Annotated in this window: 15 protein-coding genes; 2 read left to right on the top strand and 13 right to left on the bottom strand. The window is 42.6% G+C overall.

All coding sequences use genetic code 11. The annotated features are described in order from the left end of the window. Positions 1-530 precede the first annotated feature (530 nt). On the top strand, positions 531-743 hold the full coding sequence (locus ACUXV2_RS04785; protein ID WP_446245909.1) for a small, acid-soluble spore protein, alpha/beta type: 213 nt from the start codon (positions 531-533) through the stop codon (positions 741-743). 179 nt (positions 744-922) lie between these two features. Here ACUXV2_RS04785 and fumC read toward each other — a convergent pair whose 3' ends face one another. The 6 genes from fumC to ACUXV2_RS04755 form a co-directional block, all read right to left on the bottom strand. After that, positions 923-2,308, bottom strand: coding sequence for a class II fumarate hydratase (gene fumC, locus ACUXV2_RS04780; protein ID WP_446245908.1), 1,386 nt, complete (start codon positions 2,306-2,308; stop codon positions 923-925). 82 nt (positions 2,309-2,390) lie between these two features. Continuing rightward, the gene (locus tag ACUXV2_RS04775; RefSeq protein WP_446245907.1) at positions 2,391-3,413 is read right to left on the bottom strand and encodes an ABC transporter permease subunit; all 1,023 of its coding nucleotides are present in this window, start codon (positions 3,411-3,413) and stop codon (positions 2,391-2,393) included. After that, positions 3,406-4,299: a hypothetical protein gene (locus ACUXV2_RS04770; protein ID WP_446245906.1), complete on the bottom strand. Its 894-nt coding sequence runs from the start codon at positions 4,297-4,299 to the stop codon at positions 3,406-3,408. The genes ACUXV2_RS04775 and ACUXV2_RS04770 overlap by 8 nt, the downstream gene beginning before the upstream one ends. A gap of 113 nt (positions 4,300-4,412) precedes the next feature. Next, positions 4,413-5,147, bottom strand: a complete 735-nt coding sequence (locus ACUXV2_RS04765; RefSeq protein ID WP_446245905.1) for an amino acid ABC transporter ATP-binding protein — start codon at positions 5,145-5,147, stop codon at positions 4,413-4,415. Between the two features lie 14 nt (positions 5,148-5,161). After that, the gene (locus ACUXV2_RS04760; protein ID WP_446245904.1) at positions 5,162-5,866 is read right to left on the bottom strand and encodes an amino acid ABC transporter permease; all 705 of its coding nucleotides are present in this window, start codon (positions 5,864-5,866) and stop codon (positions 5,162-5,164) included. Further along, positions 5,850-6,662: an amino acid ABC transporter substrate-binding protein gene (locus ACUXV2_RS04755; protein ID WP_446245903.1), complete on the bottom strand. Its 813-nt coding sequence runs from the start codon at positions 6,660-6,662 to the stop codon at positions 5,850-5,852. Before ACUXV2_RS04755 ends, ACUXV2_RS04760 begins: the two co-directional genes overlap by 17 nt. Positions 6,663-6,854: 192 nt before the next feature. Between ACUXV2_RS04755 and ACUXV2_RS04750 the strand changes: the two genes are divergently transcribed. Continuing rightward, positions 6,855-7,466, top strand: a complete 612-nt coding sequence (locus ACUXV2_RS04750; protein ID WP_446245902.1) for an NAD(P)-dependent oxidoreductase — start codon at positions 6,855-6,857, stop codon at positions 7,464-7,466. Positions 7,467-7,895: 429 nt separating this feature from the next. On the opposite strand, the gene ACUXV2_RS04745 is transcribed toward ACUXV2_RS04750, so the two are convergent. The 7 genes from ACUXV2_RS04745 to ACUXV2_RS04715 all read right to left on the bottom strand — a co-directional run bounded on the left by ACUXV2_RS04745 (position 7,896) and on the right by ACUXV2_RS04715 (position 15,162). Further along, positions 7,896-9,914 carry an ABC transporter ATP-binding protein gene (locus ACUXV2_RS04745; protein WP_446245901.1) on the bottom strand — a complete coding sequence of 673 codons (2,019 nt, stop codon included), beginning with the start codon at positions 9,912-9,914 and terminating at the stop codon, positions 7,896-7,898. Further along, positions 9,911-11,668, bottom strand: a complete 1,758-nt coding sequence (locus ACUXV2_RS04740; RefSeq protein WP_446245900.1) for an ABC transporter ATP-binding protein — start codon at positions 11,666-11,668, stop codon at positions 9,911-9,913. The genes ACUXV2_RS04745 and ACUXV2_RS04740 overlap by 4 nt, the downstream gene beginning before the upstream one ends. Positions 11,669-12,200: 532 nt before the next feature. Next, positions 12,201-12,515 (bottom strand): YbjQ family protein, encoded by a 315-nt coding sequence (locus tag ACUXV2_RS04735; protein ID WP_446245899.1) that lies wholly within the window; start codon positions 12,513-12,515, stop codon positions 12,201-12,203. Then, positions 12,512-12,724: a sigmaY antisigma factor component gene (locus ACUXV2_RS04730; RefSeq protein ID WP_446245898.1), complete on the bottom strand. Its 213-nt coding sequence runs from the start codon at positions 12,722-12,724 to the stop codon at positions 12,512-12,514. The genes ACUXV2_RS04735 and ACUXV2_RS04730 overlap by 4 nt, the downstream gene beginning before the upstream one ends. Next, positions 12,721-13,044 (bottom strand): DUF5345 family protein, encoded by a 324-nt coding sequence (locus ACUXV2_RS04725; RefSeq protein WP_446245897.1) that lies wholly within the window; start codon positions 13,042-13,044, stop codon positions 12,721-12,723. Before ACUXV2_RS04725 ends, ACUXV2_RS04730 begins: the two co-directional genes overlap by 4 nt. Beyond that, positions 13,019-13,561 (bottom strand): RNA polymerase sigma factor SigY, encoded by a 543-nt coding sequence (gene sigY, locus ACUXV2_RS04720; protein WP_446245896.1) that lies wholly within the window; start codon positions 13,559-13,561, stop codon positions 13,019-13,021. The genes ACUXV2_RS04725 and sigY overlap by 26 nt, the downstream gene beginning before the upstream one ends. A gap of 332 nt (positions 13,562-13,893) precedes the next feature. Then, the gene (locus ACUXV2_RS04715) at positions 13,894-15,162 is read right to left on the bottom strand and encodes an MFS transporter (protein WP_446245895.1); all 1,269 of its coding nucleotides are present in this window, start codon (positions 15,160-15,162) and stop codon (positions 13,894-13,896) included. Positions 15,163-15,203 lie beyond the last annotated feature (41 nt).

The following is a 15,203-nucleotide window of genomic DNA, read 5'->3' as shown; positions in this document are numbered from 1 at the left end:
ATTAAAACTCCGTTAGATTTATGCTTTTTCCTTCTTCTTCCCCGCATCTTATACAAGTGAATAAATGCAGGCAAGTATCCGTACAACTGCTGTTCGGTATTCCATCTGCCAGCTGCACGTGATTTATATCCATATAGGCACTGTATTCATCATAATAATCATAATATCTTCCTTGATCTAATGTAGAATCTCCGCATTTTGGACATAAGCCTTTATATTCAACAATTCCATTACATAATGCACAAGCTTTCATGCGTGTCACCATTCTTTCAGCTTAAGTGTGTAATGTTATCCTTTTATGATTGATACTGTTTTATGTAGACAAAATACAGGGAATTGAGAAGGAATAAATTCCCTACATCTGTTTTTGCATATATTTTACCGGACGAACCATAATACCTAGTAACAACACATAATCAACTCATAACCTTGGGTTATACCATTATAGATGGTCGCTAATGGAATGCGTGCTGGTGCAACTCCGGCTGACCCAACCATAAAACACACTATATTTAAGGAGATGACAGATTATGCAACAACAATCACGCAACAATTCATCTAACCAATTAGTAGCTCCTGGAGCTCAACAAGCAATCGACCAAATGAAATACGAAATCGCTTCTGAATTTGGCGTACAATTAGGGCCAGATGCTACAGCTCGCGCTAACGGTTCTGTTGGTGGAGAAATCACTAAGCGTCTTGTTCAAATGGCTGAACAACAAATCGGCGGCGGACAATACTAATCAACAGCAAAATTTAATATGTATGGATAAACCCCTGGCTGATGTCGGGGGTTTTTTAATTGGAGCCACTATGACTCCGCTGTTGATCTGCGTGGAATCGTTAGAACCGGTTTTAAACTTCAATAAGCATTGAGCGGGACTAAAAAAAACTGACTCTTAATTGAGCCAGTTTTCTTGATTCATTTATTATTCACCATGTTCGCCGGATTGATCCATTCATCGTACTGTTCTTCTGTAAGATATCCTGACTTTATGGCAGCTTCCTTTAAAGTCGATCCGCTTCTGTGTGCATTCTTGGCAATTTCCGCTGCTTTCTCGTAGCCGATATGCGGATTAAGCGCCGTAACAAGCATCAGGGATCGCTGAACGAAGTCCTCAATGACGTCTTCATTTGCTTCCAGACCTTTTACACATTTATCATTGAACGAACGTATTCCGTCTGTCAGCAGTCGTACCGATTGGATGAGATTATAAATAATCACCGGTTTAAAGACGTTCAATTCAAAGTTTCCCTGGCTCGCTGCAAAGCCGATGGCAGCGTCGTTTCCAAATACCTGGGTGACAACCATCGTGACCGCTTCACTTTGAGTCGGATTCACTTTCCCCGGCATGATCGAACTGCCGGGTTCATTAGCAGGAATCGTGATTTCCCCGATTCCGCTGCGGGGGCCGCTTGACAGCCAGCGGACATCATTTGCGACTTTCATTAAGTCGGCAGCCAGCGCTTTTATAGCCCCGTGCACATAAACGATTTCATCGTGGGAAGTCAGTGCATGAAATTTATTGTCGGATGAAACAAATGCGATACCTGTCTGATTCTCAAGTTCATGAGCTACTTTATCCCCGAATGAAGGATGTGCATTGATGCCTGTCCCGACAGCTGTTCCGCCTATGGCCAATTGGACAAGCTGTCCCATGCTTTCTTCAATCATATGACGTGATTTTTCCATCATTGCCCTCCAGCCGCTTACCTCCTGCCCCAACGTCAGGGGTGTAGCATCCTGAAGATGTGTGCGCCCGATCTTAATGATATCCTTAAACTTCTCTTCTTTTTCACGGAGTGTCTTGATAAATTCATCGATGACCGGCAGCAGTTTCCCTCCTATTTCTTTGTATGCCGCGATGTGCATGGCGGTAGGAAAGGTATCATTTGAACTTTGTGACATATTCACATCATCATTGGGATGAACCTTTTCTTCACTCCCTGACTCCCTTAATAGTTCATTTGCGCGGTAAGCAACGACTTCATTTACATTCATATTTGATTGCGTACCGCTTCCCGTCTGCCAGACGACCAATGGAAAATGCCCATCCCATCTGCCTTCAAGAATTTCATCACATGACTGGCTGATCACCCTTTTTTTATCTTCAGACAGTTTTCCAAGCGAGTGATTCGCCACTGCTGCTGCTTTCTTCAGCTGAGCAAAGGCATATGTAACTTCTATCGGCATCCTTTCATGACCAATCTGAAAGTTTTCTTTACTTCTTTGAGTCTGGGCTCCCCAGTATTTTTCCCTCGGTACTTTCATTTCACCAATTGTATCCCGTTCAATTCGATAATCCATTTCGCTTCCTCCCTCAACAAATGTATTCACATTACCATATTTCCACTAAATGATCGGAACTAACCTTATTCATGTAAGATTATCAACCGTTCAGTGTGTGATCACGTTTGAAGGTAAATTGATCCTTTTCCACTTGGCCACTCATGATGGGATAATCGTGCTTCACATTTTTCCTGTTCTTTCGTTTCCTCGATACATTTCCCCCAAGAATCACACCCTGAAGGGAGTCTGCCATCATATTATACGCAAGCACAGTAAGGGACAGCGCTGCCAGGGGTGCAAAAATGATCCAGGGACCTGTCATGATTTCTATACGGGCATTCCCTATGTTTCCTGCCCACTCATTGGATAAAGAAAATAAGCGGGGTTCTCCTACCATAATTTCTTTTTCAACCCCCCCGCCAAGCAGAACACCAAAAAAGCCCAGATGAGCAAACAGGACCAGTACGCTTACATTTCTCTGAAAGAACAACAGCATGATGCGGGGCAATAGATTTTTCAGGATGTGGCGGCGGTATAAATACCATCCCCTTGCACCCAGGGTTTTGGAGCTCAGTACAAATTCTTCCTGAAGCGCCTTCTTGATTTCTTTAATAAGTACTACCATGATCTGGGGCATACCTATGATTGTCAGCAAGAAGATTTGAATCATCAGATATTTAGCAGGCTCAACCTCCGCGTCCACAACAAACCGAATAGGGAAGAGCAGCATAAATGCAATGACAGCCATCGGAATATAAATCATGGATTCGACTATTTCTTCGAAAACATGTACCATTCCCTTTGAAAACCTTGTCATGACAATTGAAAAAAGTAATGATAATACGATTTGAAGGAGGCTGATGATCAAACCCAGGAGAATCGTATATTTCGCTCCCTGTACGACATACGTCCATATCGGGGTGCCTACCCTGTCCGAACCAAGCGGTGGTAATTCCAAGGGAGTAAACGGCGGCCCAACCGTCGTTCCATCTATATGAAGGAAGCTGACCGTTTCGATCCCGTCTTTTAATAACGGCTCATACAAAAAACTGATGGTGAGGAGTCCGCTCAGAAAGATGAATCCTGTCAAAAATTTCGGCATTTTCCACAGTGGTCTAAGCATAAGTGCCGTCCTCCTTCATCCCAATGCTCTTTTTCAAACGCTGCTCAACGAATGTAAAGATCAGGAAGAATGGGAGAAATATCATTGAACTGATGATGACAAACGAGTATCCCGTCGACCACATCAAAAGATCCATCACCCCTCGCATGTTAAAAAGCCGCTCAAGGATGAATAGATTCGACAGCATGAATGAAAAGATCAACTTCGATCGATAGAAGAGGCTGTACAATACATTACGAAAACTATGGACCACTAAAATGTAGAGAGAACTTAACCCTTTTCCCCTTGCTAGTTCAATATAAAACTTCTGTTCCTCTTCTTTCAATAGCAACACGATCGTCTTTATTAAAAAGACGGCAGGTATCACGGTCAAGCACGTGACAGGCAATAAATAGATTTCTTCATCAAGCATCGCAATATCGCCTATCAATACCCCTGTCTTCCGGAAATACATGACGACAAGCAGCTGAACGCCAATGATGATGAAGATATCCGGCAGTGATTCCATTACATTCACAATTGAAAGAAGACGACGGTTCACCTTACGGGATGCCAGGGAAATCAGTATGCTGATCAAAAAAGCGATGATCATCGCCAGCGATAATGAAAAAAAGAATACCTTCATGGAATATGTAACCCTATCGGCCATCACATCAGTTAGCGCATACTCTTTGCCCATTACGACAAGTGACCACTGATCAGGTTGTGATAAATTCAAAAATACTTGATAAATAGCAACAGCATAGTCTAGCGGATAAAAACCAAACGACCCGCTTTTCCCAGTCATATTTACATATTGAAAATCATTATTAAAAAATAAAGTCGGCAGCACACTTATGAAGATTAACCCCATAAAAACAAGAAGCAGTCTTCTAATTAATTTCATGGTATCCCCCTTTCCTCATTTAATACCTTTTCTTTCCAATTAGTCAAAATCCTCCTTTTTTTACACAGACAACAAAAAAAGATGAATGGAGAATTCCATTCATCTTCTAACAATCATTGTATCAAGTTTAAAAATTGACGGGTCCGATCATGTTTCGGTTTTTCAAACACTTCCTGCGGGGTGCCTTCTTCCACGATTTGTCCGCCGTCCATGAAGATGACTCTATCTGCTGCTTCTTTCGCAAATCTCATTTCATGTGTGACAACCACCATCGTCATGCCTTCTTCGGCAAGGTCTTTCATGACTTTGAGGACTTCCCCGACTAATTCTGGATCGAGAGCCGAGGTCGGCTCATCGAACAGCATAACCTCAGGCTCGATAGCAAGTGCCCTTGCAATACCGACCCTTTGCTGCTGCCCACCTGATAGCTGATACGGATAATAGTCGATTTTATCCCCAAGTCCCACCTTTTCAAGAATGCGCCTTGCTTTTTCTTTCATTTCTGCTTTATTCTTCCCCTGAACGATGACCGGGCCTTCCATAACATTTTGGAGGGCAGTCATGTGAGGAAACAAATTATAAGTTTGAAAGACCATGCCTGTTCTTCTTCTCAATTTCAATAGTTCGGCAGTCGATACTTTTTTAGAAAAATCCACATTCAATTCACCGATTGATACACTGCCTTCATTTGGTGTTTCAAGTGCATTCAAACATCTGAGAAACGTTGTTTTTCCTGATCCCGATGGGCCGATCAGAACGATCACTTCACCTTTTCGGACTTCTACATCCATGCCCTTCAGTACTTCGAGGTCATCAAAGCGTTTCTTCAGTCCCCTAATTGAAATCATGTTTACCCTCCTTTCTATTTTGCTATATACCGATCCAGTCTTGCTTCAATTCGCCCTTGTATGATGGATAAGATAAAACAGATGATCCAGTACAGGAGTGCAGCTTCCATATACATGAGTAGAAACTCATAGTTCGTTGCCGCTATTTCCTGTGCCTTTCTGAACATTTCCGTTACAAAGATCAATGAGGCAAGCGACGTATCTTTAACAAGACTGATGAATGAATTCGATAAAGGCGGTATGGACACCCTTGTTGCCTGTGGCAGGATGATCCGTTTCAGCGTCTGTGAATAACTCATCCCAATAGAATATCCTGCTTCCCATTGTCCCTTTGGTATGGATTGAATAGCAGCTCTTACAATCTCAGAAGAATAGGCTCCCATGTTCAAAGAAAAAGCGATGACTGCAGCAGGGAAAGGTTCCAGTTTCAGAAATTCTATACCAAGTGAACCGAGTCCAAAGAAAATAATGAACAACTGCACCAATAGAGGGGTTCCCCTGATTGCTGACACATACACTCTGGCGATACCCCTTAAAATAGAGAAGCTTGATAGTCTTGCCAATGCAGTGAATACAGCGATCACCAATCCTAAAGTAAACGATATGAGCGTTAGAGGGATAGAATAATACAAAGCTCCCTTGATCATCGGAAGCAGGGAGCTTTGTAAAATATCAAACATTTCTTCAGGATTCTGAAAGATACTACTTAGGAGATACATTCTCACCGAACCATTTGTTAGAAATCTCTTCGTACGTACCGTCTTCCATCATATCCTCTAACGCTTTATTTACTTCTTCAACCAATTTGTCGTTTCCTTTACGGAACATCAAGCCGCTTTGTCCCGCATCTTCAGCTTCGGCAGCGATTTTGATATTGGCATTTTTTTGTTTATTCATATAATCAAGAATCGAAATTTTATCGTTTACAGTCACATCCACACGTCCCTGTTCAAGAAGCTGGATTGATTGAGCGAGTCCATCGACTCCTTGGATGACAGCACCATTTTCCTCTGCGATATCTCTGTAGTTGCTTGTCAGGGATTGAGCGGAAGTAAGTCCTTTGATGTCTTCGAAAGATTTTACATCATTGTTGTCTTTCGAAACGACTACCACTGCACTTGATTCAATATATGGTTTTGAAAAGTCATATTTCTTCTGTCTGTCTTCCCTGATTCCCACTTGGTTGGCAATCATGTCAAACCGTTCTGAGTTCAACCCTTCAAACATCGCATCCCATTGAGTTTCCTTGAATTCAGCTTCAACACCTAGGCGTTTTGCCACTTCGCGGGCGATTTCCACATCAAATCCAGTCAGCTTTCCTGATTCGTCGTGGAATGTGAAAGGAGGGTATGTTCCTTCTGTCCCGACTAATAATTTGCCTTCCTCTTTTACTTTATCGTAAAGGGATTGTTCAGAATCCCCGTTTGTTCCTTCTTTATCTTTGGATTGCCCGCATGCAGAAAGCACCATTGAAAGAGCAAGCAGCAGCACAACCGATAATTTCCATTTTTTCATCATTCAAACCCCCACTATTCTTATCGGAATTAATTAGTACGAATGTCATCATAAAACGATATGACATAAAAGTCAATGAAAACATCTTAATTTCAAGATTTTTTTCATGGTTGCTTTTTCATTTGATATACTTTTAATCTAACCAAATGTGTGAAAACGGATACCGCTTCATAGTGAAAGGAATGATAAGCCATGAAACTTGCTCTGTTTGGCAGTACCGGGAGAGTTGGTTCGGTCGTCTACGAAAATGCAAAACTTGAACATACGATCCATCGATTAACAAGGGATGCTGTTCAAAAAGACTCTTCAAGGGAGCATTTAGTTGCAGGAAATGTACTCAATGAAGAAGATGTGTTCAATACAATATCAGGCTGCGATGCTGTGGTCAGCTGCTTGAATACCGATAAGGAAGAAGTGTTATCGAGAAGCATGCCGTTGATATTAAGGGCAATGAGGCAAAATGGGATCACCCGCATCATAACGTGCGGAACGGCCGGGATACTGGATTCAAGGACAGAACCTCATTTATACCGTTTCCAATCCAGTGAAGCGAAAAGAAGGAGTACAACAGCAGCAGAGGATCATCTCAGGGCATTCATGATGCTTCAAGCTTCAGGGCTCAATTGGACAGTTGTTTGCCCTACTTATCTTCCCGACGGCGAGCGAAATGGCGATTACCGCATTCAGAGAAATACGCTCCCTGAGAACGGGAGAAGCATTTCAATATTTGATACAGGAGATTTTATATACAAGGAATTGATGCAGCCTAAATTTGTACGCAGTAGAGTTGGAATTTGTTATTAGCGCTAAAATGGAATGGTGGGTTTGGAAGGAATATAGAGGATTTGGGATGGGATACGTTTTCGTGAAATTTGTCTAATATTATCGAATTGTCGGTAAGTAAGAAAAAATTGTTGGTATCCTTGAATTTTTGTTGATAAAAATGAGTTTTCGTTGATAACTCCAAATTTTTGTAGATAAACACTCGAAAAACGTTGGTAATTCACTAACTTTGTTGTGCCAGGCACAATCTGCCACTATTGTGCCTGGCACTACTTGCATCCTTGCACACTGAACAATTCACCCAGCCGTACCCGCATCCACCATGAACCAGTCATCGCCAGGTGCTGGATTTCCATCACAAAACAATAAAAGAGAGCCAAAAACAGTGAAAATGTTTTTGGCTCTCTTCCTTTTTAAAACATACCGCTTGGAAAGCTGCATTCCCTCTTATTATCCTGCAAGACCTGATGATGAGCCTTGCTGAAGCTGATACATTTGATAATATCGTCCTCCCGCCTTCATGAGATCGTCATGATTGCCTTTTTCAACGATTTCTCCGCGGTCCAATACGAGGATTTGATCTGCATTTTTAATCGTAGATAGACGGTGTGCGATGATGAATGTCGTTCTTCCCTGTTTCAATACTTCCATTGCTTCCTGAATGACTGCCTCTGTTTCTGTGTCGATGCTCGAGGTTGCTTCATCGAGAATCAGGATTGCCGGGTTGAAGGCAAGTGCACGGGCAAAGGAAATTAACTGACGCTGACCGGATGAAAGGGTGCTTCCCTTTTCAATAACCGGTTCGTCATACCCTTTTTCAAGGTTTTTGAATACTTTTTCCGCCCCGACCGCCTTGAGGGCTTCCTCCACCGTCTCCCTTGAAATCCTTGGATCATCAAGGCTGACATTGGATGCGATCGTACCCGTAAATAAATACGGATCCTGCAGGACGATTCCCATATGCTCGCGGATCGTCTGATAGGGAATATCTTTAATGTCCTGACCGTCAATCATGATTTTTCCTTCGTTTGCATCATAGAAACGGAATAGTAGATTCATGATGGAACTTTTACCAGACCCCGTGTGTCCAACAAGAGCTACTGTTTCCCCTTTTTTCGCTTCGAACGTAATATCCTTTAGCACATATTCATTTTCTTTATACCCAAAGAACACATGATCAAAGTTGACGTTCCCCTGGTAACGGGGCATTTTATCATCCGCTACATTCGTCCCATCCTCATCAAGCAGCCTGAATACGCGTTCCCCTGCCACAAGTGCCTGTTCAAGGTTCGCAAGCTGATTGACAATTCCGGTTACAGGCTGGAATAATCGGTTGATGTAGTCTACGAACGCATAGAGGACACCAAGCGTCACGACAGAACCGACACCGATCGATCCACCTCCGAAGTACCAGATGAATGCCACAAACGTAATATTCCTCAAAACCCCTACAAGATTATGAGAAGTCATGGAGTTCAAGCTGAGCAGCTTATTTTGATATTTATAATGGGTGCCGTTCAATTCTTCAAATTCGCTGCTCGTTTGCTTTTCCCTGCTGAAAGCCTGGATGATGTTCATCCCCTGGATCGATTCATTGATCATTGCGTTGATGTCACTGACCTTCGACCGGATGATATGATTATATTTGGATGCATAGATCCGGTATAAATAAGTCCAGATAACAAGTATCGGAATCAAGATCAGACAGATTGCCGCGAGCTTCACATCCAGAATGAACAGTGCGATGTAAATCCCTATGATATAGATCGTACTTGTGAAAAACGTAGACAATACGGTCACATATAAGTCCCGTATAGCTTCCGTATCATTTGTAATCCGGGCAACGACCTTTCCAGCCGGCAGATTATCAAAGTAACGGATCGGCAGCTTCTGGATATGCTGAAAAATATCGTTCCGCATTTTCTGGATGACTCTGTTGGCAGCTTTTTGAAGAAAGAACCGCTGACCGTACTGGAAGAAGGACGCAATCACCAGAAGACCAAAATAAAAGGCGATCAGTTTGATGATCTTCGGAATTTCAGGATTATAAAAATCCAAAAGCTCATCACCGCTTAATTTTTGAGCAGGGTAGACTTCCGAGTCTTCTCCTTTTGTTATGATCATTGTGCCGTTTTTGACTTTACGCTCACCATCGAATGAAATGGCAGCAGGGATAAAGTAAAATTCCCTTCCCATTTGAAGGATTCTTACCTCATCCCCCTTTTGTTCACCACTGTTGAAATACTGTTCTCTTTTATACCATTCTCCTTTATAGAAAACGGCATCTTTTCCTTTTTCGGTTCCATACCATGCCGCTTCTATCCCAAGGATATGATCGTCAATCATTTTCTTGGCGATGAATGGTCCTGCAAGCTCTGCTGTCACTGAAACGGTCAGCATAAGCAGGGCTGCTATGATGATTTTTTTATATAAAAGCGCATAGTCTACGAGTCTTCTTCCGACTTTCATGCGCCCACCTCCTCAAGTGAGGAATCTTCAACCTGCTGACGGTCGAATTGCTCTTTATACCAGCCGCCATTTTCAAGAAGAGTCTCATGGACCCCTTCTTCCACCACTTTCCCATCCTCCATGACTATGATCCAATCAGCATGCTGGACAGCCGATAGACGGTGGGTCGTGATGATCGTTGTTTTTCCGTCACGTTCATTTCGAATATTTTCAATGATTTTTGCTTCTGTTTTGGCATCGACCGCTGATAGGGAGTCATCCAGAATAAGGATCTCCGGATTCTTGATGAGTGCCCTTGCGATGGAAATTCGCTGTTTCTGTCCCCCGGAGAGCGCAACTCCTTTTTCTCCCACAAGCGTGGATAAACCGTCTGGAAGCATTTCTAAGTCTTTCTTGAAATCGGCAAGCTCAATCGCTTTTTCCAGGTCTCTTTCATCTGCATCATGCCGGCCGAACATAATATTTTCTTTCACGGTCCTCGAAAACAGTACATGATCCTGAGGAACATAGCCGATCCAGCTTCTGACCTGCTGAAGGGTGAGGTCATTAATCTGAACTCCCGCAATCGAAAGGGAACCCGAGCCTGCAGGATATTCGCGAAGAAGCTGTTTAATGAAGGTCGTCTTTCCGCTTCCTGTCTTACCGACCACACCAAGTGTATCCCCCTGGCCAATTTTCACTATAAGATTGGCCAGATTCTTCACCTGTGAGGATGGATATTGGAAATCGACATCATCAAACGCGACATTTTCCGGTATACCGACAGATTGAGGACGCTCCGGGTCTTTTACATCCTGGACGTAATCCAGCGTTTCCTGTACACGGTCAAGCGATGCATTCCCCCGCTGCATGATGTTGATCAGTTCACCAATAGCAAACATCGGCCAGATCAACATACCAAGATAGACATTGAACGATACGAGCTGCCCCAGGGTGATGGACTGATGGAAGACGAGATACGCCCCATACCCAAGTCCGATCAGATAACTTAACCCGACAAGCACCTTAATGGTCGGATCGAACAGCGAATCAATTTTTGCCACTTCAATATTCTTTTTATAGACATCTTCTGTCATGTCAGAGAACCGGCCCTCATCCGCCCTTTCCTGAACATAAGCCCGGATCACCCTGACACCGGCAATCGACTCAAGCACCTTATCGTTAAGATCTCCGAATGAGTCCTGTGCTTCCGTGAAACGTTTATGGATCCTTGCCCCGTACACCTTCATCAATAACGCCATGACCGGCAGGGGCAGGATGGCCGCTATGGTTAATTTCCAGCTGATCAGAAATCCCATTGTAAACAAAATCGTGAGCATAAAGACACTTGAATCGATCAGTGTCAGCACACCGAATCCGGCAGTTACAGAAATCGCCTTGAGATCATTCGTTGCCCTTGCCATCAAGTCCCCGGTACGATTTTTCTCAAAGAAAGTAGGTGTCATTTTCAATAAATGACTCATGAAGTTGGACCGAAGCTTCCGTTCAACGAGGAACGCCCCTCCGAATAGTTGATACATCCATACGTAGGTCATCGAGTATGAGATGATTGTAATGCCCGCTAATAACCAAAGGTACTTACTTAATACATCCCAGGACATCGACCCGAGATGTATATCATCGATTGCATTTCCGACGAGTTTTGGAGGAATCACATCGAGAATCCCCACAATCGTCAAAAGGATGATCGCAACCGTATAACGCTTCCAGTTTTCTTTAAAAAACCATGATAATTTCTTAAAAATACTAAACATCCTTATCCCCCCCTTAAAATCCCTTTCACTATCCGCCTTCTGTCTCCACCAGTGTCATCATCTTTTTCTTTTGTACTTTGAGCATTTTTTCTTCCTCCCTGAATGTTTTTTTATGTGAACAGGTACTGAACCTGATAACACCAAATAAAAAAGGGCGTTAAAAAGGCTCTAAGGACAGGGCTGATTTGCATCAGAAGTCCTGCCGGTGCCTTGTTAACGCCCATAAATGGACATAAAAAAGCACAGATTATCAATCATAACCTGTGCCTGTTATCCGCTTGAATGTTGAATAAGGAGTTACTGGTTATGTGATGATATGAAATTAGTAGTAGCTGTAATTTCTCTGCGTTCAACTCTGTATACATTAATCATCACAAACCCTCCATTTCTTCAATAGTATTTATTCCATTAATAACCATACTATAGGTTTTGAATTGTGTCAATTTTATTTTAATTAGTAATTTTCTTTATACAGTATGTGCGTGTTTCAGATCGAGTGCACCCAATTCACTATATGTTTCAGGTGTATTGATTATTCCACTGTTACAGCTGTGCCGTAGGCAATGATCTCAGATGCATTCTGCATCACAGCAGACGTTTCCAACCTGACGGCGATCACTGCGTTGGCCCCTTTTCGTGAAGCTTCTTCTTTCATTCTTTCAATTGCCTGATGCCTTGCTTCTTCCATCAATTCACTATATTCGCTGATTTCTCCACCCAAAATCGTTTTTAAACCAGCAACAATATCTTTTCCAATATGCTTGGCTTGTACCGTGCTGCCTCTCACAAATCCTTTTAACTCCTTGATTTCCTTTCCCGGCACAAAATCAGTCGTTACGATGATCATTCGATTCTCTCCCTCTTCTTAAACTTCTTCCATATTTTCTTAGCGAAAAGCAGATAAAAAATCAGCGGCGTAGGTGTTTGGATCAATCCCCATATTCCCCAGAACCAATAGAGATGACCATTCTTTCTGGCATCGAGAAATAAGTAGATGCTTTGAGCAAGAAGGATGGGCGTGATGAGCAATAACAGATAAAGCTCTTCTTTCGTCATATCTTCTTCACCTGCTTGAAAAACGTAAGGCTGCTGAACATGACTGCCCCAACAAAAACGACACCTTGCAGCAGAAGGAACAGCGCTGGTAATTTTAAAAGTGTGAGTGAAAGGATGATCAGCAGACAGCTTGCAATGAACATAAATAGGAGGAGATCCCGTTTTAATCCCGCCTTTATTTCTTTTTGCTGCTGAAGAACGAATTGCTCAAACCATTCCTGTGAGACATGATCATCCACCTCTTCTTCCAAAGGCTTCATCCCTGCTTTAAGGATTTGCTCCAGTTCTTGATCTTTATTTGGCTGTTGTTTGTTGTTCATCCAGTTTCAACTCCTTTCGTAACCGGAGAATGCCGTGATGGGTCCTTGATTTAACAGTTCCGGGGGGAAGTCCGACAATATCTGAAATTTCTTCATAGGAATAGCCGTAATAATGTTTAAGGATAATCGGTATCCTCACCCCATCTTCCAAAGTCGTCAACGCCGCCAGCACATCATTCCACTCTTCGTTTCTTGACTCCATTCTCCATTTAAGACTGCGGTAATTGGCTTCTTCTTTCTGCCAGTCCTTCTCTTTCCCCGTTTTCCTTTGGATATCGATATAACGATTGGTTGCGATTGTGATCAGCCAGGAAGAAAACTTAGACTTACCATTGTAGAGATGAATTTTCTCTACTATCTTTGCCATGGTATCCTGCGCAAGCTCTTCTGCCTGGTCTTTGTTCATGGTTACTTTTATGAGGTACTTCACTAAAAAAGGATAATGTTGTTTGAATAAGATCGCGAAGGCTTCATGGTCCCCTTTTTTTGCGTGTTTGATTAATTCTCTCTCTTCCATCGCATGATTCCCTTCTATCCGCCAGTGCGTTCATTGATAATACGAATGATAAGAAAAAACGTTCAAATTTTTTTCTTCGTTAGATAAAACATAAAAAGACCTTCTATATACCGCATTGATTTCCATGGAAGACTTCGCTTTCCGCGGGCGGTTGGTGAGCCTCCTCGTCGCTTCGCTCCTGCGGGGTCTCACCTAACTCGCTTTTCCCGCAGGAGTCTTCGTCTTCCATTCCAATCAAAAGCTAGAATAAATTAGTTCTTAATAGATTATATTTAACATCTTCAATAAAAATAATCTCCATGAAAGACTATGGAGATTATTCTCGTTAACACTTATCCATTTACAACTGCAGGTTCGATTTCTTCTTCTTTCATTAACTTAGGCAAAATCACTGAATAAAATGCACCGACCACTAGTAAACACCCTCCAACGAGCCAATAGAGCATTTCCACAGAAACCACTCCTGGGAATGTAAGTGCGATGATGCCAAGGGTGATTGATTGGGACAGCATCATCAGTGGATTGATCCATCCCTGTACTCTCCCCATCATCTTTGGATCGATGATACTCGGCAGCCAGCCGCCGATTGCTATGTTTACAAGCGGAAGTCCCAATGCAGCGATAAATACAACCAGCATAAAGATCCAAGCTTCCGCCGCAAATGAAGCGGAAATGATGAACGTCCCTGAAATAACCAGCCCTGCGACAATCAATTGATTAAATTTGAATTTCTGTGTAAGCATCGAAGAAACAATACTTCCAATCAAGACCCCCGCTCCGAAAGCAATTCCCAGCACGATGGAATATTCTTCATACGTATCCGGAGCCAATTTGTATTTCAGGATGAAAATCGGAATAACGGAGAAACCTCCGTTTACAATCCCAAAGACGACAAAACCGCTGATCAACGAAAGAAGCAGTTTATGATTCAGGATATAGACAAGACCCGACTTGAAATCTTTCATGACGAACGAGACATTTAAATCTTTCCATGTATGCTTTCCGTTCGGCTGACGCACGTCTTCGGGAATAACGCAATTTTTGATCAAAAAGGCACTTACTACGAATGTAATGAAATCCACTAGAAGAGCACCATAAATGCCTGCATTCCAATAAACAAAAATCGCAATGGCGTTCCCCAGCAGCATGAACAGGCTCATAACCATCTGGTTCAACCCTGCTGCCGTGGAATAATCATCCTTCGATAGGACTCCCTGTAAAATGGCTTGCTCAGCAGGAAAAAAGAACTTCTGTACTCCGCTGCGCAGGAAGAGGACAGCAAAGATCAGAGGAAGCCAGCCGATATAGACGGCCAATAACAGGACAACTGTTAATACCGCACTAATCGTGTCACAATGGTAGGCGATTTTCTGCCGGTCCATTCGATCTGCCAATACCCCAACCAGGAAGAATACCGCCAGCGTCGGAAGTGAATACATCATTTCTGTAATAGAAGCGTACATCGGCTGGTCTGAAAATCGGTCTAAAAGGTAAAACATAAATGCCGTAAGACCGATGACACTTCCCATATGAGACGTCAAATTCGCCAGGAACAACTTCATAAAAATTGGATTTTTAAAGATTTCAATCATTTTTTTCATAGGAATCATCTCCACCACTTCTAATATATGTTAATTCTACC

This window comes from Rossellomorea sp. NS-SX7, from assembly GCF_052828565.1.
Note: the sequence above shows the minus strand (reverse complement) of the source record. Positions and strands in the feature narration are given on the sequence as shown.

Coding starts and splice junctions, on each gene's coding strand:
- ACUXV2_RS04785 (WP_446245909.1), top strand. CDS start 531: ATGCAACAACAATCACGCAACAATTCATCTAACCAATTAGTAGCTCCT.
- fumC (WP_446245908.1), bottom strand. CDS start 2,308: ATGGATTATCGAATTGAACGGGATACAATTGGTGAAATGAAAGTACCG.
- ACUXV2_RS04775 (WP_446245907.1), bottom strand. CDS start 3,413: ATGCTTAGACCACTGTGGAAAATGCCGAAATTTTTGACAGGATTCATC.
- ACUXV2_RS04770 (WP_446245906.1), bottom strand. CDS start 4,299: ATGAAATTAATTAGAAGACTGCTTCTTGTTTTTATGGGGTTAATCTTC.
- ACUXV2_RS04765 (WP_446245905.1), bottom strand. CDS start 5,147: ATGATTTCAATTAGGGGACTGAAGAAACGCTTTGATGACCTCGAAGTA.
- ACUXV2_RS04760 (WP_446245904.1), bottom strand. CDS start 5,866: ATGTATCTCCTAAGTAGTATCTTTCAGAATCCTGAAGAAATGTTTGAT.
- ACUXV2_RS04755 (WP_446245903.1), bottom strand. CDS start 6,662: ATGAAAAAATGGAAATTATCGGTTGTGCTGCTGCTTGCTCTTTCAATG.
- ACUXV2_RS04750 (WP_446245902.1), top strand. CDS start 6,855: ATGAAACTTGCTCTGTTTGGCAGTACCGGGAGAGTTGGTTCGGTCGTC.
- ACUXV2_RS04745 (WP_446245901.1), bottom strand. CDS start 9,914: ATGAAAGTCGGAAGAAGACTCGTAGACTATGCGCTTTTATATAAAAAA.
- ACUXV2_RS04740 (WP_446245900.1), bottom strand. CDS start 11,668: ATGTTTAGTATTTTTAAGAAATTATCATGGTTTTTTAAAGAAAACTGG.
- ACUXV2_RS04735 (WP_446245899.1), bottom strand. CDS start 12,515: ATGATCATCGTAACGACTGATTTTGTGCCGGGAAAGGAAATCAAGGAG.
- ACUXV2_RS04730 (WP_446245898.1), bottom strand. CDS start 12,724: ATGACGAAAGAAGAGCTTTATCTGTTATTGCTCATCACGCCCATCCTT.
- ACUXV2_RS04725 (WP_446245897.1), bottom strand. CDS start 13,044: ATGAACAACAAACAACAGCCAAATAAAGATCAAGAACTGGAGCAAATC.
- sigY (WP_446245896.1), bottom strand. CDS start 13,561: ATGGAAGAGAGAGAATTAATCAAACACGCAAAAAAAGGGGACCATGAA.
- ACUXV2_RS04715 (WP_446245895.1), bottom strand. CDS start 15,162: ATGAAAAAAATGATTGAAATCTTTAAAAATCCAATTTTTATGAAGTTG.